At 63.7% G+C, this 18,832-nt stretch carries 22 protein-coding genes; 6 read left to right on the top strand and 16 right to left on the bottom strand.

Annotated elements, in window-relative coordinates; all coding sequences use genetic code 11:
• Positions 1-16: 16 nt before the first annotated feature.
• The 12 genes from flgH to QFZ88_RS08270 all read right to left on the bottom strand — a co-directional run bounded on the left by flgH (position 17) and on the right by QFZ88_RS08270 (position 9,924).
• Complete coding sequence (gene flgH / locus QFZ88_RS08325; protein WP_024925781.1) at positions 17-721, bottom strand: flagellar basal body L-ring protein FlgH; 705 nt, start codon at positions 719-721, stop codon at positions 17-19.
• Positions 718-1,395 carry a MotE family protein gene (locus QFZ88_RS08320; RefSeq protein ID WP_024925780.1) on the bottom strand — a complete coding sequence of 226 codons (678 nt, stop codon included), beginning with the start codon at positions 1,393-1,395 and terminating at the stop codon, positions 718-720. Before QFZ88_RS08320 ends, flgH begins: the two co-directional genes overlap by 4 nt.
• Positions 1,396-1,403: 8 nt before the next feature.
• On the bottom strand, positions 1,404-2,654 hold the full coding sequence (locus QFZ88_RS08315) for a flagellar basal body P-ring protein FlgI (RefSeq protein WP_024925779.1): 1,251 nt from the start codon (positions 2,652-2,654) through the stop codon (positions 1,404-1,406).
• The gene (gene flgA / locus QFZ88_RS08310) at positions 2,651-3,124 is read right to left on the bottom strand and encodes a flagellar basal body P-ring formation chaperone FlgA (RefSeq protein WP_024925778.1); all 474 of its coding nucleotides are present in this window, start codon (positions 3,122-3,124) and stop codon (positions 2,651-2,653) included. The genes QFZ88_RS08315 and flgA overlap by 4 nt, the downstream gene beginning before the upstream one ends.
• A 4-nt stretch (positions 3,125-3,128) precedes the next feature.
• Complete coding sequence (flgG, locus tag QFZ88_RS08305) at positions 3,129-3,917, bottom strand: flagellar basal-body rod protein FlgG (protein WP_024925777.1); 789 nt, start codon at positions 3,915-3,917, stop codon at positions 3,129-3,131.
• Between the two features lie 10 nt (positions 3,918-3,927).
• Positions 3,928-4,254 (bottom strand): flagellar hook-basal body complex protein FliE, encoded by a 327-nt coding sequence (locus QFZ88_RS08300; RefSeq protein WP_024925776.1) that lies wholly within the window; start codon positions 4,252-4,254, stop codon positions 3,928-3,930.
• Positions 4,251-4,670: a flagellar basal body rod protein FlgC gene (gene flgC / locus QFZ88_RS08295; RefSeq protein ID WP_024925775.1), complete on the bottom strand. Its 420-nt coding sequence runs from the start codon at positions 4,668-4,670 to the stop codon at positions 4,251-4,253. The genes QFZ88_RS08300 and flgC overlap by 4 nt, the downstream gene beginning before the upstream one ends.
• On the bottom strand, positions 4,658-5,074 hold the full coding sequence (gene flgB / locus QFZ88_RS08290; protein ID WP_307417131.1) for a flagellar basal body rod protein FlgB: 417 nt from the start codon (positions 5,072-5,074) through the stop codon (positions 4,658-4,660). Before flgB ends, flgC begins: the two co-directional genes overlap by 13 nt.
• An 86-nt stretch (positions 5,075-5,160) precedes the next feature.
• A complete protein-coding gene (locus tag QFZ88_RS08285) occupies positions 5,161-5,667 on the bottom strand; it encodes a hypothetical protein (protein ID WP_245317404.1) in 507 nt (168 codons plus the stop codon).
• A gap of 316 nt (positions 5,668-5,983) precedes the next feature.
• Positions 5,984-7,384 carry a flagellar protein export ATPase FliI gene (gene fliI / locus QFZ88_RS08280; protein ID WP_024925772.1) on the bottom strand — a complete coding sequence of 467 codons (1,401 nt, stop codon included), beginning with the start codon at positions 7,382-7,384 and terminating at the stop codon, positions 5,984-5,986.
• Positions 7,385-7,390: 6 nt separating this feature from the next.
• Positions 7,391-8,113 carry a flagellar basal-body rod protein FlgF gene (flgF, locus tag QFZ88_RS08275; protein WP_024925771.1) on the bottom strand — a complete coding sequence of 241 codons (723 nt, stop codon included), beginning with the start codon at positions 8,111-8,113 and terminating at the stop codon, positions 7,391-7,393.
• Between the two features lie 2 nt (positions 8,114-8,115).
• A complete protein-coding gene (locus tag QFZ88_RS08270) occupies positions 8,116-9,924 on the bottom strand; it encodes a DUF1217 domain-containing protein (RefSeq protein WP_024925770.1) in 1,809 nt (602 codons plus the stop codon).
• Positions 9,925-10,088: 164 nt separating this feature from the next.
• On the opposite strand from QFZ88_RS08270, the gene motA reads away from it, so the two are divergent.
• From motA to QFZ88_RS08240, 6 genes are read left to right on the top strand one after another with little or no spacing between them, the layout of a single operon-like run.
• Entirely contained in the window at positions 10,089-10,964 is an 876-nt protein-coding gene (gene motA, locus QFZ88_RS08265) for a flagellar motor stator protein MotA (RefSeq protein ID WP_024925769.1), read from the top strand.
• A 34-nt stretch (positions 10,965-10,998) separates the two neighbouring features.
• Entirely contained in the window at positions 10,999-11,934 is a 936-nt protein-coding gene (locus QFZ88_RS08260; protein ID WP_024925768.1) for a flagellar motor switch protein FliM, read from the top strand.
• A 28-nt stretch (positions 11,935-11,962) separates the two neighbouring features.
• Positions 11,963-12,349, top strand: a complete 387-nt coding sequence (gene fliN / locus QFZ88_RS08255) for a flagellar motor switch protein FliN (protein WP_024925767.1) — start codon at positions 11,963-11,965, stop codon at positions 12,347-12,349.
• Positions 12,350-12,394: 45 nt separating this feature from the next.
• Positions 12,395-13,411 carry a flagellar motor switch protein FliG gene (locus tag QFZ88_RS08250; protein ID WP_024925766.1) on the top strand — a complete coding sequence of 339 codons (1,017 nt, stop codon included), beginning with the start codon at positions 12,395-12,397 and terminating at the stop codon, positions 13,409-13,411.
• A 26-nt stretch (positions 13,412-13,437) separates the two neighbouring features.
• Positions 13,438-14,520, top strand: coding sequence for a flagellar biosynthesis protein FlhB (flhB, locus tag QFZ88_RS08245; RefSeq protein ID WP_024925765.1), 1,083 nt, complete (start codon positions 13,438-13,440; stop codon positions 14,518-14,520).
• Positions 14,517-14,948, top strand: coding sequence for a hypothetical protein (locus tag QFZ88_RS08240; protein WP_024925764.1), 432 nt, complete (start codon positions 14,517-14,519; stop codon positions 14,946-14,948). Before flhB ends, QFZ88_RS08240 begins: the two co-directional genes overlap by 4 nt.
• Positions 14,949-15,100: 152 nt before the next feature.
• Here QFZ88_RS08240 and QFZ88_RS08235 read toward each other — a convergent pair whose 3' ends face one another.
• The 4 genes from QFZ88_RS08235 to QFZ88_RS08220 all read right to left on the bottom strand — a co-directional run bounded on the left by QFZ88_RS08235 (position 15,101) and on the right by QFZ88_RS08220 (position 18,577).
• Positions 15,101-15,868: a helix-turn-helix transcriptional regulator gene (locus QFZ88_RS08235; RefSeq protein WP_024925763.1), complete on the bottom strand. Its 768-nt coding sequence runs from the start codon at positions 15,866-15,868 to the stop codon at positions 15,101-15,103.
• Entirely contained in the window at positions 15,865-16,596 is a 732-nt protein-coding gene (locus QFZ88_RS08230) for a helix-turn-helix transcriptional regulator (RefSeq protein WP_373426377.1), read from the bottom strand. The genes QFZ88_RS08235 and QFZ88_RS08230 overlap by 4 nt, the downstream gene beginning before the upstream one ends.
• Before the next feature lie 352 nt (positions 16,597-16,948).
• Entirely contained in the window at positions 16,949-17,980 is a 1,032-nt protein-coding gene (locus tag QFZ88_RS08225) for a histone deacetylase family protein (protein WP_024925761.1), read from the bottom strand.
• Between the two features lie 24 nt (positions 17,981-18,004).
• A complete protein-coding gene (locus QFZ88_RS08220) occupies positions 18,005-18,577 on the bottom strand; it encodes a TetR/AcrR family transcriptional regulator (RefSeq protein ID WP_244431133.1) in 573 nt (190 codons plus the stop codon).
• Positions 18,578-18,832 lie beyond the last annotated feature (255 nt).

Raw genomic sequence — 18,832 nt, 5'->3', positions numbered from 1 at the left:
CTCTTCTATCCCGCGCCTAGAACGGCAGTACCTGGTCGAGAATTTGCTGGCCGTAACCCGGCTGCTGGACTTCCGACACGCGACCGCGGCCGCCATAGGAGATGCGGGCTTCGGCGATGCGCTCGTAGGAAATGGTGTTTTCCTGGCCAATATCGGCGGGCCGCACGATACCGGCGATGGTGAGCACGCGCATCTCGTAGTTGACGCGTACTTCCTGCGAGCCGGTGATCATCAGATTGCCGTTGGACAGCACATTGGTGACGACGGCGGCGACGTTCAGCTCGATGGTCTCCGACCGTTCGATGGCGCCGTCGGCATTGGTCTTGGTCTTCGATTCCATAGAGCCGTCGAGCTTGCCGCCTGTCTTGGCGCTATCCCACTCGGCATCGGCCTTGAGACCGAGCGAACGGCTCGCGGTGCGGCTGCGGTCGTTCTGGTTCTTGAACTTGGCGCGGTCGTTGATCTTGATCTTGACGGTCAGGATGTCGCCTGCGCGCAGCGCGCGCGGATCGGTGAACAGGCGGCTCTGGCGGTCGTCCCACAAGGAAAAACGGCGACGCGGCGCGGCAGGCGATTCCGGATATTGATAGACAGGCGCGGCCTGGCTGCGGATGCCGGACCCGACAGGCGACATGGCCGGTTCCTTGTTGACCTGGTTCAGGTCTGTCCCGCAGCCTGTGAGGCTGGCGGCAGCGAACAAAATCAAAGTTTTGCGGATCATGTCGGGTCTACCCTGCGCGCAGCGCTGCCTATGATGCCGGTGAGCGCGGCGGCCGCTTTCTTGTCCATCTCGTTCAGTATGACGCTTGCCTTGCGCGCATCGAGCTTCATCAGGATGGCGGCGGCGAGCTCGACATTGGTGCCGGCCAGCCGCTCGGCGGCGGCATCGGGCTTCATGCCGGAATAGATCTTGACGAGGCTGTCCTCGGCGCGCGCCAGGAACACTTCGCGCCGCTTCAGCCAGGCTTCATATTCGGCGCGTTTTTCCTCGAGCGCGGTGATGCGCTTGTCGACTTCGCTCTGCAACTGCTTGAGCTCGGCCGACTGCAGCGAGTAGCGGCGGTCGCGCGCGGCGTCGGCGATGTTGGAGCAGAAACGCTGCACCTCGCTTTCGTTGCTGGCGGGCGCCGTCGGCGTTGAGCCGGTGGTGAGGTTGGCTACCGCCGCCGGCTGCTTCAGCGGCAATGGCAATGGAGCCTCGGCGATCTCGGCGCGCGGCGCCTCACGGGTCAGGTTCTGCGGGGCGTCGGCCGTCGGCCCGCCGGGCAGTACCTGGCGCACGGCGTCTTCCGCGCGAACCGGTCCGAGCGACGCCAGAAGGGCGACGACGGCGCCGACGACGGCGAGGCGCGGCGGTGTGCGGCGGTGGCGGGAAGGGCGGGTCGCTTCGGTCATCGGACAGCCTATTGGAGCACGAGATCGGCCTGCAGCGCGCCGGCCGACTTGATGCCCTGCAGAATGGCGATGATGCCGTCGGGCTTGACGCCCAGGCGGTTGAGTCCGGAAACCAGCGTCTCGAGGTTCGGACCGTCGAGCACGGCGACGCGGCCGTTGGGCCGGCTGATGTCGATGGCCGTGTTTGGCTCGACCGCTGTCACGCCGCGCGAGAAGGGCTCCGGCTGGATGACGGTCGGTGCCTCGGTAATGCGCACGGTGAGCGTGCCGTGGCTGATGGCGACGCGCGAAATCTTGACCTGGTTGCCGATGACGATGGTGCCGGTGCGTTCGTCGATGACGACGCGGGCAGGCGTGTCGGCCTCGATCACGAGGTTCTCGATCTCAGCGTAGAAGCGTGCCGCCGAGACACCCTTCGGCTTCTTGACGGAAACCGTGCGGCTGTCGCGTTCAGCTGCGACCCGCGCGCCGAAGCGCTGGCGTGTGTAGTCGTTGATGACGTCGGCGATGCGGACGGCCGTCGAGAAGTCCGCGTTGTAGAGCTGCAGCGTCAGCATTGCCTGGTCGCCGAATTCCGCCTGCACTTGGCGTTCGACGATGGCGCCGTTGGGCACGCGGCCGGCGGTCGGCACGCCCTGCGTCACCTGCTGCGCCTGACCCTGCGCGGTAAAGCCGGAAACGACCACAGAGCCCTGGCCAACGGCGTAGATTTCGCCGTCCGCGGCCTTCAGCGGCGTCATGATCAGCGTGCCGCCCTGCAATGAGGTGGCGTCGCCCATCGAGGATACATTGATGTCGATGCGCGCCCCGGATTGCACGAAGGGCGGCATGTTGGCGGTGACGATGACGGCGGCGACGTTCTTGGCGCGCGCATTGGTGCCGAGCGAGGCGATGCCGAGATTTTCCAGCATGGCGCGGATCGACTGCTCGGTGAAGGGCGAATTGCGCAGCGAGTCGCCGGAACCCTGCAGGCCGATGACCAGGCCATAACCGACGAGCTGGTTGTCGCGGGCGCTTTGCAGGCGGGCGACGTCCTTGATGCGCGAGGCCACCTGGCCGGGCGGCAGCGAGCTCGGCCCGGGCGAGACCTGGAACATGCGGCTTGCCGTGTCGGGATCGTAGTTGGGATCGTCGAACTGGCCGCCTTCGCGCGTCGCCTTGGCCGCGAGCTCACGCTTGGCCTTGGCATTCAGGCCGTCGGCGAGGACGGGCTGGGCGCAAAGCAGTGCCGCAAGAGTGAAAGTGAGGCACTTCTTCATGAAGCGCTGACCCGAATGGTGCCGTCGGCCATGACCGTGCCGGTTAGCACCTTGCCGCTGTCGACATTGCGGACCTTGATCAGGTCGCCGGCGGAGCCGGGCTGCAAGGAGATGGCGGACGCGGTGATGGAGAGGCTGTCGACGACGAAGTTGATCAGGACGGGCGCGCCCTGTTCGACCAGCCAGGCATCGCGCAGCGCGGTGGCAGGAATGTAGCGACCGGGCAAAAGCGTGCGCTTGGCGATCTTGCCTTCGAGGTCGGCGGCGACGGTGACGACGCCCTGCGGCTTGCGTTTGCCGGCGCCGAGCGTGACTTCCTTCAGCGCGGCGAGGCCGATCGTTTCGCCGGGATAGATCACGCGGTTGGGGATCAGCACGACCTCGTCGGCAAAGGCCGGCGCGACGCCCATGGCCAATGCCAGAGCGAGCGCGAGACGGCGGAAATAAGGACCGAGGGCGAGCCGGATCATGATGTCACCGAATGTTCTTGGAGACGACCGCTGCCATTTCGTCGGCGGCCTGGATGACCTTGGAATTCATCTCATAGGCGCGCTGCGCAGAGATCAGGTCGGTGATCTCCTTGACCGGGTCGACGTTGGAGTTCTCGACATAGTTCTGCCGGATGGTGGCGTAACCGGGGTCGCCCGGCACGCCGACATTGGCCGGGCCGGAAGCCACGGTCTCCTGGAACAAATTGTCGCCGAGCGGCGCCAGGCCGGCCTCGTTGGCGAAGGTGGCGATGGTCAGCTGTCCGAGGTTCTGCAGATCCATCTGGCCATCGACACGCGCGAAGACCTGGCCGGTCTTGTTGATGATGAGTTCCTTGGTGTCGAGCGGCACGGTGATGGCCGGAACGATCGGCGCGCCGTCAACGGTCACCATCTGGCCGGTGGCGTTGGTGTTGAAGGTGCCGGCGCGCGTGTAGCGCGTCTGGCCATCGGCGCCTTCGATCTGGAACCAGCCTTTGCCGTCCAGCGCGAGGTCATACTCGTTGCCTGTGTTGGTGAACGTGCCCTGGATGTGGACGTTGCGCACGGCGCTGGTCTTGACGCCGAGGCCGATCGACACGCCTTCCGGCACGACCGAGGTGTTGCCACGGTCGGGAACGCCCTGGGTGCGGTCGACCTGGTAGAGAAGATCCGAGAACTCCGCCCGCGCGCGCTTGTAGCCGGTGGTGTTGATGTTGGCGATGTTGTTGGCGATGACTTCCAGATTGGTCTGCTGGGCATTCATGCCGGTGGCGGCTATGGCAAGGGCTTTCACGGATGTGTCCTCAGATGCTCATACGGCTGACTTCGAGATAGGCGGAGACGATCTTGTCGCGGATGGCGATGGTCGTCTGAAGCGCCTGCTGCGCGCCCATCACGGCGTCGACCACCTGGCGGGTGTCGACATCGCCCTTCAAGGCCTGGATGGAAGCCTGCTCGGCATGCTGCAGGGTGTTCACCGTCTTCGTGGCGGCCTGGTTGAGCGCCTCGGCGAAAGTGGATGCGACCTGGGTTCCGGTCGGGGCGGCGCCCGTTCCGGTGAGAAGGTCGGTGGAGGTTTCCGAACCGCTGTTGGCGGACTTTAGGTGGACAGCGCCGATACCGCCGATCATGACTGGTTCCTCATCAGGTCTATGGTCATCGAAATGAGATCGCGAGCCTGCTTCACTACCTGCAGGTTCGCTTCGTAGGAGCGGTTCGCCTCGGTCATGTCGGCCATCTCGATCAGCACGTTGACGTTGGGCATCTTGACGTAGCCCTTCGCGTCGGCCGCCTGGTTGCCGGGCTGGAATTCAACCGGGAAATCAGCGGGGTCGCGGGCAATGGAGTTGATCTCGACCAGCGAGCCGCCGGAAGCGCGGTCGAGTTCGGAGACGAAGGAGATGGTCTTGCGCTGATAGGGATTGGCGCCGGGCGTCGTGCCGGTGGACTGCGCGTTGGCGAGGTTTTCGGAAACGACGCGCATTCGTTCGGACTGCGCACCGAGACCGGAGGCTGCAACCTTGAGAGCGGCGGCTAGTGCGTCCATCGGATCAGCTCTTCACTGTGGTCATGAGCATGGTGTGGAAGGCCTTGACGACGGCCGTGTTCAGCCTTGACGACGGCCGTGTTCAGCTCGAAGGCGCGGCGGATTTCGCCGGCCTTCATCAGCTCGTTCTCCATCACCACCGTGTTCTTGGACGGCATCACCGGACCGGTGGGTTCCTGCGGCTTGACGGTGAAGGCGGCTTCCGTGGCGCCGCCGAGATGGCCGCTCTGCGTCGCGCTCAGGCGAACGGCGGTGCGGTCCAGCACTTTCTCGAAAGGCTCGACGTCGGTGGCGGTGTAACCGGGCGTGTTCGCATTGGCGATGTTGCCGGCAACCGAGGATTGCCTGACCGACAGCCATTGGGACTGTCGGGTCGCGAGGTCGAAGAGGTTGACAGGCTCCATGGGAATCTCCGGATCGTTAACCGGAAATTAGGACACCAGTCTTGCGCGGGCCTTACGCGTATCGGCAAGGCTCGGTGCGCGTGGTCCTATTTGGAGACTTCGATGACCCGGTCGGTGCTGGTGACCAGAACCCACTTGCCCTTGCGCTGCTCGATCGACTTGACGCGCGAGGAGTCCGGCAGGGTCGAACCGGGCTGGACGATCCAAAGCCCGGCATTGTCCTCGATCATGGCGCGTCCGTTGGCGACATGGACCAGGCGGAACGTCACTGCCTCGAGCGGATAAGGCTGTTCGTCAGCTCCCGGCGCCTGTTCCGGCGTCAGCGATTTGGTTTGCAGCGAACCGGTGAAGCCGAGGTCGAGATTGGCGTTCAGCGCGGCGAATTGAGCCGGCAATGGATCGGCGGTGCCGGCGCCGTCCGGCTGGACCATGATGCGCCCGGCATTGTGGCCGCGGCCGCCGAACTTCATTGCCTGCACGCCGAACTGATCGGGATTGAAGAAGATATACCAGGGAAACAGCGCGCACGTGAGGCCGAGCGCCACGCCGCAGGCGGCCATGATAAAATCAGTGCGCCGGGTGTCTTTCTTCATCCTCGGGGTCGGCTCGCTCGATTGCTGGGGCCGATCTCGGATGACATCGGTCCGGGCAGTCTTACGCCTGCGCGAGCTTAGATTTGGTAAATGTTGCCTGGGCTCGGGCGTAATATCGGGCGGCGCGAACAGTTCGGCCAGCGCATCGCTTCTGCCGACCTCCCGTTGAGCCTTGCCAGCCGAAGCGCGTTTGCGGCCCAATCCCGAAAGCGGGTTGGGCAGTTTGGACAACAGGCGTTTGCGGGGGCGGGCGCGCTCCTCGGCTTCTTCCGCCTGCGCCAGCATCTCGCGCAACAACGCCTCTGTTTGTTGAAGATCAATCTCCCGCATCTGCACTCTGCCTGCCTCTCAGGTGATGGGCGAGATCCGAGAAAGGATCGATCGAGGGGCCATCCTTGGGCGATTGCGTCAACGCTTCGTAGATCAACGGAACCTGGCGCACCGCCATGTCGAGCTCCGGGTCGGCGCCGCCTTGATAAGCACCCAGCAGGCGGATGTCGCGCGTGTCCTCGAAGCGCGAGATCATCGACTTCAGCTTGGTCACCAATGTGCGCTGGTCCGGCGTCCATGCCTTCGAGGCAAGGCGCGAGATGGATGCGAGCGGGTTCACCGGCGGATAGCGTCCCTGCTCGGCGATCGTGCGGTCGAGCACGACATGGCCGTCGAGAATGCCGCGCACGGAATCGGCGACCGGGTCGTTGTGATCGTCGCCGTCGACAAGCACGGAGATGATGGCGGTGATCGAACCTGTTCCCTCGAGGCCAGGTCCAGCGCGCTCAAGCAGCTTCGGCAGGTCGGTGAAGACGGAGGCAGGATAACCGCGCGCCACCGGCGGCTCGCCGGTGCCGGTTGCCACTTCGCGCAGCGCGTGCGCAAAGCGTGTGATGGAATCCAGCACCAGGAGCACGCGATGGCCCTGGTCGCGGAAATGTTCGGCAACCCGCATCGCCGTATCAGGCGCGCGGCGGCGCATCATGGCGCTTTCGTCGCTGGTCGCGACCACCGCCACGGTCTTGCGCATCGCTTCCTCGCCGATCGTGTCCTCGAGGAATTCGCGCACTTCGCGGCCGCGTTCGCCAACCAGAGCAACCACCACGGTGTCGAAAGCGTCGGCGCCGGCGAGCATGGCGAGCAGCGTCGACTTGCCGACACCAGAGCCTGCGAACACTCCCATGCGCTGGCCGAAGCAGAGCGGCGTGAAGATATCAATGACACGCACGCCGGTCGTGAAGGACGTGCCGACGCGCTGCCGCGCCATGGCGCCGGGCGTCGCATCGTGGTGTGCGCCGGTGTCCGGGCTGCGCAGCAGCGGCGGGCCGCCGTCGATGGCGCGCGCAAGCGCGTCGATGGTACGGCCGCGCCAGGACGAATGCGGCGTCACCGTCAACGGACCGCGCCGGAAGACGGCGTCGCCGATGCCGGCATCGGGGCTGCGCTCAAATGGGGCGACGACGACATCGTCGCGCCCGATATGGACGATTTCGCCTTGCCGCGAACCGCTGCGGCTCCGGTGTTCGACGACGTCGCCGAGCCGGGCGATGTCGGAAAGTCCGTTCACCTTGTAGTGCGTGGGTGAAACCTCGGCGACCAGCCCGCCCTGTTTCAACATCGCGGTGTCGTCGTCGAAACGGCGCCACACATGCTCCAGCACGGCCAGCCGGTTTTCCGGCATGCCGTCCCTTTCGGTAATGCGGATCAGGGACCGGTCGGCGGCCATGGGCGCTTACTTGGATCCCAGGGTCTTGATTGCGTCGTCGGTCGAGCTGCCGGCCTGGCGCACCATCGCCGCGACGTTCTCGAAGGCGCGCTGCACCTGGATCAGCCGCATCATCTCCATGATCGGATTGACGTTGGAATCCTCCAGAAAGCCCTGGGCGACACCGACGTCGGAGCGGTCGGTGATGGGTTCCGGCGGTTTCGGCGGCACGATGCCCGAATTGCCATAGCGGGTGAAATTCACACCTGGGTCGAAACTGAACAGGCCGATGGCGCCGACTTGGCGATCACCCTGGCGTAGCGCGCCGTCGGCACTGACCTTCGGCGGACCGCCACGAGGGTCGAGCTGGATCGGCGCGCCGCCGGCGTCGAGCACCTGGTGGCCCTCGATCGACAACAGCTCGCCATTCTCGTTCATCGAGAAACGGCCGTCGCGCGTCATTACCGTGCCGGCGGGCGTCTGGATACCGAACCAGGCGTCGCCCTGCACGGCGAAATCGAACGGACTGCCGGTTTCGCGCATGCCGCCATGCGCACCTGAAAGAAAGGTGTCGCCAGTGGAGGCGAAGGAGACCGCCTTTTGCCCGGTGCCGGAAACGACGTCCTCGAACTTCACGCCGGTGGCGCGAAAGCCGACCGTCGAGGCGTTCGCGACGTTGTCGGCGATGGTGTTGAGGCGTTTTTCCAGCGCGATCTGCGAGGAGAGGGCGACGTAGAGGCTGTCTTGCATGGTCAGAATTTCATTCGCTGCATGGTGAGCAGGAGGTCGGTCGAAATGCCTGCGGTGGTGGGCTGTGCGAACAGGACGCTGGCCGCCGAGATCTGCGGCGAGGAAGGGTTGTTCATCTCGTACATGGTGGTGAAACGGCCGATGAACTTGCCGAGCTTCTGCGGGTTGGCGAAGTCCTTGATGTTGAACTTCTGCTGGAAGAGCTGCACCTGCTTGTCGATATCGGCCTTGGCGAAGGAGTCCGGCAGACCGAAGGCCGTACGCACCACCTGGGACAGCGCCTTGTCGGCCAGAACCTCGTACCAGTTGGTCAGCGTCGGCGCCTTACGCTGGAAATAGAGCGCCAGGCGAACGCCGTCATTGGTTTTGCCGGCGTCCTCTTCCAGCGTCTGGCGCACATATTTGTCGGTCGATGGCTGCTGGGCCAGCGTGCGGGTCGTCGCCTTCTCGCCATACTGGGCGAAGTTGAAAGCGGTGACGAAGGCGACATAGGCCTTGCTGCCGGACTTGTTGGCCGGACTGTTGGGGTCGGTGATGCCGCCCTCGAGCATCTTGCGGACGGTCGCTGGCGTCTGCGTGGACGGGTCCAGGCCATAGGCGCTCAGCGCATAGTTCAGCAGGCGCTGGTTCGCCATCAGGTCGTCGATGGAGGTCAGCTTGACGACGTTGGCGTTGTAATAGGCCGTCTCGGCGGCGATGTAGTCGGAACCGGGCTTGATCATGCCCAACGAGCTCTTGGTCGAAAAGAGCTTGAGCGTGTCCTTCTGCACCGCGTCGCGGCTCGTCGTCGTGTCGCCATACTGGACGAAGTTGAAGGCGGTGACGAAGTTCGCGTAACTCTTGTCGGTCAGCTTGTTGGCGGGGCTGTTGGGATCGGTGACGCCACCCTCCAGCATGTTGCGAATGGTCTTCGGCGTTTCGACATCCACATCCAGCCCATAGGCGGCCATGGCGGCGCGCAGCAGGCGCTTGTCGGCCATCAGGTCGTCGATGGATTTCACATTGCCGATATTGGCCTTGTAGTAGTCGCTCTCGGCCTTGGTGTATTCGGCGCGGGGCACGATGGTGACCAGGCCGGTGTTGGCGATGAACTGCTTCGGCACCAGGTTCTGCACCGAGTCCTGCGCCGTCGTCTGGTCGCCCTTCTCGACGAAATTGAAGGCGGCGACGAAGTTCGCGTAGCGTTTGTCGTAGAGCTTGTTGGCCGGGCTGTTGGGGTCGGTGACGCCGCCTTCCAGCATCTGGCGGACGGTCGCCGGCGGCTCCTTCTTCGCGTCCAGTCCGAAGGCGCCCATGGCGACGTAGAGCAGCCGCGAATCCGCCATCAGGTCGTCGATCGACTTAACGTTGCCGATCTTGCCGATGTAATAGCTGACTTCGTTTTCGACGAAGTCGACGCCCTGCTGCGAGTAGGTAAGGATTACCTGAGCGTTGAAGTTCTTCGGCACATCGTTCTGCGCGCCGTTATAGGTGGTGGCGTTCGCGCCATAGCGCTTGAAATTGAAGGTCTTGGCGAAGTCGGCGTAGCGCTTGTCGGTCAGCTTGTTGGCGAAGGAGTCGGGGCTGTCGACACCCTCGGTCAGCACCTTCTTCATGAACGCCTTGGCATAGGACATGTCCTCGAGGCCGAAGGCCTTCATGGCATATTTGAACAGCCGGTCGTTCTTGAGAAAATCGTCGATCGACTTCACCTTGCCGATGTTGTCGAGATAGTACTTCGTCTCGCGCGAGACGACGACCTGCTTGCTGGTTCGGTCGAGCGACTTGTTCAGGTCTCTCGTGATCAGTTGATAATCCAGATACGTCGTCACGCACGCCTCCCGCTGAAGCAGTTCGTGCTAAAGTAGCTCAGGTTCCTTGCGCGAAGCTGAATCGGATCGCTTAAAACCTAAGCGAGGTCGGCCACGGCGATTCAAGCCTCACACAAGGCACGGCGTCTATTTCCTGATGCAGTTGAATTGCGGAAGGACCGGCAGTGGGCATTCTGATCGGCTTGGTGGTGACGCTTGGTTGCGTCCTTGGCGGCTTCATGGCCATGGGTGGGCACATCCAGGTGCTGATCCAGCCGTGGGAAGCGGTGATCATCTGCGGTGCGGCGCTGGGGTGTTTCCTGGTCGCCAATCCGATGAAGACGGTGAAGGACACCGGTAAAGGCATCATGGAAGCCTTCAAGCAGTCGGTGCCGAAGGAACGGGACTATCTCGAAACCCTCGGCGTGCTGCATTCGCTGATGCGCGAGCTGCGCTCCAAGTCGCGCTCCGAGGTCGAGGCGCATATCGACAATCCCGAAGAGTCGCCGATCTTCCAGGCGTTTCCGACCGTGCTCAAGAACCACGACCTGACGCATTTCATCTGCGACTATTGCCGCATCATCATCATCGGCAATGCCCGTCCGTTCGAGATCGAAGCGCTGATGGACGAGGAAATCCAGACCATCAAGGCGGACAAGCTGAAGCCTTATCACGCGATGGTTGCCGTGGGCGACGGCCTGCCGGCGCTCGGCATCGTCGCGGCGGTGCTCGGCGTCGTCAAGGCGATGGGCGCGCTCGACCAGTCGCCGGAGATCCTCGGCGGCCTGATCGGCGCCGCCCTGGTCGGCACTTTCCTCGGCATCTTCCTTTCCTATGCGGTGGTCGGTCCTATCGCCACCAAGATCAAGATGGTGCGCGAGAAGAAGAACAGGCTCTACATCATCGTGAAGCAGACCCTGCTCGCCTACATGAACGGCTCGCTGCCGCAGGTCGCCATCGAGTTCGGCCGCAAGACGATCTCGTCCTATGACCGCCCCTCGATCGACGCGGTCGAACAGAGCACGATGAGCACCGGCTCCGCCGACAAGAAGGCGGCGTGAGCATGGCATTCGAAGGCAGGGGCGGGACGGCGTCATGAGCGGCCTGGCCACAATGGAAGACAGCCGCGCGCTGATCATCGAGCGCCTGGTCGGCGACAGTGGCGAGGCGTCGCATGTCATTGGCGCCGGCCGTTCGCTGGCCGAGCGTGTCGTATCCCCGCTGCAGAAGCGTCTCTCGGGCGAGATCGGCGCGCAGGTAACGATCGATCTGAGGGCGGTCGAAGTGTCGCGCACCACCGAGGCGCGCGAACAGGCCGGCGACAATTTCGCGATGACCGTGGTGTCCTCGCCGGTGTCGTCGGATGCGCTGACCCTGGTGATGGACGCGCGGGCGGTGGCGGTGATGATCTGCGCGCTGTTCGGCGGCGACCCTGACCAGGCCGTCACGCCGATCCAGCGCGACCTCTCGCCGCTCGAGGCGGATGTCGCGACCTTGGTGTTCGAAGAGATAGCGCAGATCCTCAACGGTTCGGGCAAACGGTCGCTGGACCTTCGCCTGCCGGTGCCGCGCGCGATGTCCGGCCACGAGGCGCGCCGCCGCGTGTTGCGCGACGGCGCTGCCGTGCGCATCATCTTCGGCCTGTCGACGCCGACCGAAAGCGGCACGATCACCGTCATGATCCCGCAGCGCGTGCTTCTGGTGCAGCGCAACGGTCCCGGCGCAGCTGGCGAGGAAGAGGGCTCGGAGACCGACTGGCACGAGCGTTTCTCGGAAGAGGTCAAGCGTTCGGCGGTCACGCTCGAGGCGACGATGCCGCTTGCCAGGATGACGCTCGGCGATCTCGCCCTGCTGCAGGCCGGCCAGGTGCTGGAAATCGAGGAAAACGCGCAGGGGCGCGCCAGGCTGTCGGCGCGCAACAAGACCCTGTTCGTTTGCGAATTCGGCAAGCTTGGACAGAACTACACGGTCCGCATCAATCAGCCATACGATGCCGGGCAGGATTTCATCGACGGGTTGATGCCCGGCTGAGCCGGCAGCTGCTTCTTGGAGACGACGCATGAACAAGACCAACAACGAAACCGATCTCGACGCTCCGGACGACCAGCTCAACCGCGCCATCGAGGAACTGCGCGGCGTGTTGCAGGAGGAAGAGCAGCGCGTCGGCGGTCCGGCGCGGGATGCGTCCGCCGCCAACCCCGGCGTCATCCTCAACATCCCGGTCGACGTGCAGATCGTGCTGGGCAGCGCCGAAATGCAGGTCTCGGACCTGATGGCGCTGCAGAAGGGTTCGACCGTGGCGCTCAACCGCCGTATCGGCGAGCCGGTCGACGTGGTGGTGAATGGCCGCCGCATCGCGCGCGGCGAAATCACCGTTCTGGAAAACGATCCGTCGCGCTTCGGCATCCGGCTGACCGAGATCGTCACCGCCACCAAGGCTGGTTGACAAAATGACGGCGGGGGCCTCCATGCGATCGGGGAATGAGACGAGATGAGCACGATGCTGACGCTGTCGCGTGCGCAGAAGGCTGCCGCCATTCTGGTTGCCATGGGCAAGCCCTCGGCGAGCCGTCTGCTGAAGTTCTTCAAGCAGGAAGAGCTGAAGGCGCTGATCGAAGCCGCGCGTCTGTTGCGCACCATCCCGCAGGCCGATCTGGAACGCGTCGTCGCGGAGTTCGAGGCCGAGTTCACCGAGGGTGCCGGCCTACTCGATTCCGCCGACAAGATGGACACGATTCTCAACGAATCGCTGTCGCCCGAAGAAGTCGACGCCATCATGAGCGGCAAGAAGGCGGAAGCCGAGCCGTCCGGCCCGCCGCCGATCTGGCCGCAACTGGAAAAGCTGGAACCCCAGCGGCTTGGCACCTTCCTGGCCGGCGAACACCCGCAGACCGCCGCGATGGTGTTGTCGATGCTGTCGCCGCAGCCGGCATCCGCCGTGCTGCTTATCCTCGACAAGCCGCTGCGCAGCGAAATCCTGCGCCGCATGGTAACGATGACGGTGGTGCCGGAAACGGCGACTCGGATCATCGAGAACCAGTTGCGCGCTCGCGTGCTTGCCGAAACCGCTTCGAGAGACACCACCGCCGGCCAGATCCGCGTCGCCAGCCTGCTCAACGAGATGGACAAGACCCAGCTTGACGAGACGATGCAGGACCTGGAGGCAGCAGGCACCCCTGACCTGGACGGGGTGAAGGCGCGCATCTTCAACTTCGACGACCTGCCGCTGCTCACCCAGAAGGCACGCGTTCTGGTGTTCGACGGCCTGTCCAGCGAAGTGGTGACGCTGGCGCTGCGCGGGGCGCCGCCGGCGCTCACCGAGGCGGTGCTGTCGTCGATCGGCCAGCGCTCGCGGCGCATGATCGAGGCGGAGCTCAGCCAGGGCTCGGAAGGCATTCCGCTGGCCGATATCATGGGCGCCCGCAAGACGATCGCGGCGACCACGGTGCGTCTCGCGCGCGAAGGAGCCTACGAGCTGCCGTCCGCGCCGAGCGCAGACGCCGCCTGATCGCGCCTTGACGGGTCGGGCGCGACATGGCTGACGGCGAGGACAAGGACTCCAAAACCGAGGAAGCCACAGAGAAGAAGATTCGCGACACCGTCGAGAAGGGCAAGCTGCCCCACTCGAAGGAAGCCGCGATCCTCACCTCCTTCGTCGCCATCCTGGTCTTCACCGTGTTCTACGCGCGCGAAGCCGTTCTCAGCCTCAGCGTATTCCTCTCATCGTTTCTCGAACGGCCGGAATCCTGGCCGATGGACACCGAGACGGACGTCATCCAGCTCTACAGCATGGTGCTGGCCGAGATCGGCCGCGCCGTGGTCAGCCTGCTCGTGCTCCTGGTGGTCGCGGGCATCGGGGCTTCGATCTTCCAGAACCTGCCGCAATTCGTCGGCGAGCGCATCCGGCCGCAATGGTCGCGCATCTCGCTCTTCCAGGGCTGGAAGCGGATGTTCGGCGTGCAGGGGTTCGTCGAGTTTCTGAAATCGCTGGCCAAGGTCGGTTTCGCCATCACGGTGCTGTTCTTCGCGCTTTCGCAAACGCATCGCCAGTTGCTCAACGGCATGATCACCAGCCCGGTCGAATTCGTGCAGGTCATCCGCTCGATCGCCGTGCAGATCCTCGTTGCCATCGTCTTCGTCATGGCGGTGATCGCGTCTGCCGACTTCGTCTGGTCACGCTTCCACTGGAAGCGCGATCTCAGGATGAGCAAGCAGGAAGTGAAGGACGAGTTGAAGCAGTCGGAAGGCGACCCCATCGTCAAGTCGCGGCTGCGTTCGCTGGCGCGCGACCGGGCAAGACGGCGCATGATGACGGCGGTGCCCAACGCCACTTTGGTCATCGCCAACCCGACGCACTTCTCGATTGCGTTGCGATATGTGCGCGATCAGGACGCCGCGCCGGTTGTGCTGGCCAAGGGCCAGGATCTCGTGGCGCTGCGTATTCGCGAGATCGCCAAGGAGCACAATATTCCGATTTTCGAGGACGTTGCTTTGGCTCGCTCCATGTACAAGCAAGTTTCGGTTGATAGCGTCATCCCATCACAATTTTACCAAGCAGTCGCCGAGTTGGTACGGGTGGTTTACTCAAACAAGGCGGAGCGCCGACGGGTCACATGAATCGACAGCCGCACACACTTTCGCGTGAAATCATCGTCGCCCGCGCCATCGAGCAGGTCGTGTCGGAGCTTCGGCTGATCGATGTCGCCGACTATATCGCCTTCATCCGGCTGGAGCATTTCGCCTGCCTGTCGGACCTGGTGGATTCGGCGTCGGAACTCTTCTTCATGCCGGGTACGCTGCGGCTGGGCCATGGTGGCGAGGTGCATGTCGACTGGAGCGGCTGGCCGCGCATCGTGCTCGACCTGGAGCTCAGGCCACGCGGCGCAACGGTCTATTTCCAGCTTACGCTGACCGAGAACGAGGCTTCGGTCGTGCTCAACTATGTCTCATTCGAAAAACCGGACGAAGACCCGGAGCGCAACACCGAACTGCTGGAAGCCCTGCTCGAAGATGCCCGCATCCGCCGTCCCGAGGCGATCGGTTAGAGCGCCGCGCGTCCAATTGGACGCGCAAAGGACACTCTAACACTCTTTATCTGCTGCATCGTGCCTACCGAAAATCGATTCCGATTTTCTGGCCGATGCAGTAGGCGACCGCCGGCAACAGGCAGCCCAAGCCGCTTTCTTGTCCGTCTTTGCTAGTCGATGAGCCCGAGGCGCAAGGCCTTGGCGACCGCCTGGGTGCGGTTCACTGCGTCCAGCTTCTGCGCCGACTGGGTCAGATACTGGTTGGCAGTGTGTACCGACAGTTTCAGCAGCCGGGCGATCTCTTCGCTGGTATAGCCATTGGCGGTGAGCTTCAGGCATTCCAGCTCGCGTTTCGACATAGCGCGGGCTCGCCCGGTTTCGCCGGGCCGGATCCGCGCCACGGCGTTGAACAGTGAAAAACACCGGGCGTGAATGTCGTAGACGGCGTTGCCGGACAGGGTCATGGCGGCGCCGAAGAACACCACCAGTCCGCACTGGCCGTGGTCGGCATGGACCGGGAAGGCGATGCCGGTGGTGCCGGGAACGAGCGGCGTCGTCCGCTCCACCCAGGTGAGGTCGCGCAACGCGCCTCCGCTTTCGGCCTGGCTGTCGTCACACCACCAGCGCGGGCCGGTCGATTGACGCGTGTGCTGGACGATCTCTTCGCCAGCCGGATCGGAGACCATCCGTGTCGCCTGGGCGACGCTTGGATAGTCGGAATCGAAGCAGGCCACCAGCCGCGCACGCTCGGCGGCGGGGGCGACGAAAAAGAGCCCGAAAGCCTCGGCGTTGATATCCATCGCGATCCAGCGGCAGCGGCGCACGGCATCGGGAATGGTGACGGCCTGCAACTCGGAACCGCCGACGAAGCCGCCGAAGGGGTTGGAATGGGAGCCGAAAGCGTGCTCGGCGGTCGCGCTGGCATGAGCCCGTGTCAAATGATGCCACTCCTGATCGCTGTTGCGATGGCCATCGCGCGGTTGGAGGCCGAGAACTTCTGGATGGCGTGGGTGATGTAGCTGTTGACCGTGTTGGCCGAGACGCCGAGGATTACCGCGACCTCCTCGGTGGTCTTGCCTTCCGACACCCAGAACAGGCATTCGCGCTCGCGGTCGGAAAGCGGGTCCTGCACCGCCGCCGCTGCCAGAAGCTGCGAAACCTGCGACAGAGCGTAGCAGCATTTCAGCTGCGCGCGATTGAGCGCCGCCGGATCGATCCGGTCTGTCTCGGCGGCGGAAAACAGCACGAAGAGGCGTTGCCGGCCGACATCCAGGCGCAGCGAATAAAGCTCGGCATGGCCGAGCACGTCGAGCAGCCTCGCTTCCTCGCCGCTGAGCAGGCCGCTCGCGGTGTCGGCATGGGCGGTGACCAGGGGCTGGGCGCGGGTGCCGGGTGCCGCCGTCAGCGGTCCGTGGGCGAGGCTGGCGATCAGGCGCTTGCCGATCAGTTCGATCGCGTCATAGAGCCAGTTGGAGGCGACGATGCGGGCATCGTTGCGTTCCTGTTCGTGAACGATGGCGACCAGCATATAGCTGTCGGCGCCGATCTCGTCGGCGAGCTGGGTGAGGAAGCCGGTCAGGTCCGCCCGGGAGGAGAGGCGAATTCCGACTGCATCCGATGTCAAAGGCGCTGCGAAGGCTGTCATAGTCTTGAGGCCAGAATCCATCTTTCTTGCCCGGCGCTGTTTTCATCAGCCCCGGACGCGGATACGCGTCACAATTACCTTAAACTCACTCCGGGCACGAAAAGGCGCCCGATCGGACGAATCCGTCAGGGGAACGCGAAACCAATCGCGCCTTGCGCCGGAAAACACCGGAACATCAGGACTTTAGATGGTTCGCCGCGCCCCCGCGGAACGGCTGATTCGGGTTTAATTTAGCCTCTGCTGAATCCAACTTCAAACAGGATTTGACAGATTTGGATTCAGCGGACTCACAAATGCGACTCACCCGCGCATTTGCTGGGTTTTGCCATGCGCAACGCCTCGCCGATCGATGCCGGCGAGGCGCCGCATTGCGTCAGCGGCCCTCGAAGCCGGTCAGCACGCCGACGGCGTTGACGCCGATCTCGTCGACGGCATAACCACCTTCCATGACGAACAGTGTCGGTAGGTTCAGCCTGGCGATGCGGGCGCCGATCTTCGGATAGTCGCCGCTCTTCAGCTTGAACTGGCTGATCGGGTCCTTTTCGAAAGTGTCGACGCCCAGCGAGACGACGACGACATCGGGTGCGTAGGCGGCGAGCTTGGCGCAGGCGTCTTCCAGCGCGGCGTTCCAGGCTTCCCAGGTCGTGCCGAAGGGAAGCGGGTAGTTGATGTTGAAGCCTTCGCCGGCGCCCTCGCCATCTTCGTCGGCATGGCCGAGGAAATAGGGGTACTCGACCATCGGATCGCCATGCAGGTTCAGCACCTGAACGTCTGCCCTGGCATAGAAGATTTCCTGCGTGCCGTTGCCGTGGTGGTAGTCGACATCGAGGATGGCGATGCGTTTGGCGCCCTGGTCGAGGAACCATTGCGCGGCGACTGCCGCGTTGTTGATGTAGCAATAGCCGCCCATGAAGCCGGCGCCGGCATGGTGGCCGGGCGGACGGCACAAGGCGAAGGCGGCGCGCTCGCCGTTCTTGACCAGCTTGGCGCCGGTCATGACGACGTCATAGGACGATTTGATCGCTTCCCAAGTGCCCTTCACGAAAGGTGCGCCGGCGTCGAAGGAATAATGGCCGAGCTTGCCGTCGAGCGTAGCCGGCACCACGTCGCCGCGCAGGCCGCGCGTCGGCCAGGTGTAAGGGATGGCCGAGCCGGAACGTCCAAGCGCCTCCCACTCCGGATAGACGGTCGGCAGGAAGTCGATGTAGTCGGCCTTGTGCACGCGCTTGGCGGCGGCGAGGTCGTGAACCTCCGGCGCCAGGATCGGCCCCAGCTTCTCGCTCTCGACCCGTGCCTTGATGATTTCGGCCCGGGACGGTTTCTCGAAGCCAGGCATGATCGCTCCCGACATCAGTTCCATCGTGCCGGCGTGGCCGGCATGGAGCGGCGAATAGACAGTCTTCATAAGGTTCCTTCCCTGGAATGGTTTTTAGTCGAGATCGAGATAGGGTGTGACCAGAGCGAGCCACATGATTTCCACGTCGTCCTGGATGAGATCGAAGGCCTTGCGGTCTCTCTTCAGGCCGACCAGCCGGCATACGTGCCCGACTTCCATCATCAAGACGCCCAGCCGGCCGGCGACCTCGTCCTTGAGGGCGGGGTTCACATGCTGCAGCCAGGCGGCGTAGAGGGCGATAATCCGCTCGTCATATTCGTTCTGGATCGGCCTCAGCTCGGCATTGCCGGTGATGGCCTCGATGACCGGCATCAGGCTGGCGTTGTCGAGATAAAGCCTGGACGTGTCGATGAAGAGTTCGCGCACCTCCCGCCGGAAGGCGTCGCGGTCGGTCGGTCGTGGTGCCTCGATGCGTTTTGCGATCACTTCCGGAAACGCGCCCAGCCAGCGCCGTGCGAGATCCAGAAGAATAGCTTCCTTGTTGGGATAATATTGGTAGACCGAGCCGACCGACAAACCGGCGCGCTGCGCAATGGCAAGCGTCGTCGGTGTCTTGGTTCCCTGTTCTCGCGTCAAGATCAGCGCAGCATCGAGAATCCTGTCCACGACTTTGCTCGACCGCTCCTGCCGCGGCTGCTTGCGGGGCTCGAGCGCAATCCTGGTTTTCCGTTTGAGATCGCGATTCACTGCTCGAATCCCCCATCCTCCGCTAGCTCTCACCACACGCGAAGGGTGCTGTCCACAATGCATTCCAAAAACCGCGTATTGACAAACGCGAATAATTAGTCGCATTTTTTCATCACGCTGTCTTTAGGGAAACCAGGGGAATTCCGAGGGCGGCGGACTGGCATCAGCTTTCCG

Origin of the sequence: Mesorhizobium sp. YL-MeA3-2017 (genome assembly GCF_030814575.1) — a bacterium.
GTDB classification, from domain to species: domain Bacteria; phylum Pseudomonadota; class Alphaproteobacteria; order Rhizobiales; family Rhizobiaceae; genus Mesorhizobium; species Mesorhizobium terrae.
Note: the sequence above shows the minus strand (reverse complement) of the source record. Positions and strands in the feature narration are given on the sequence as shown.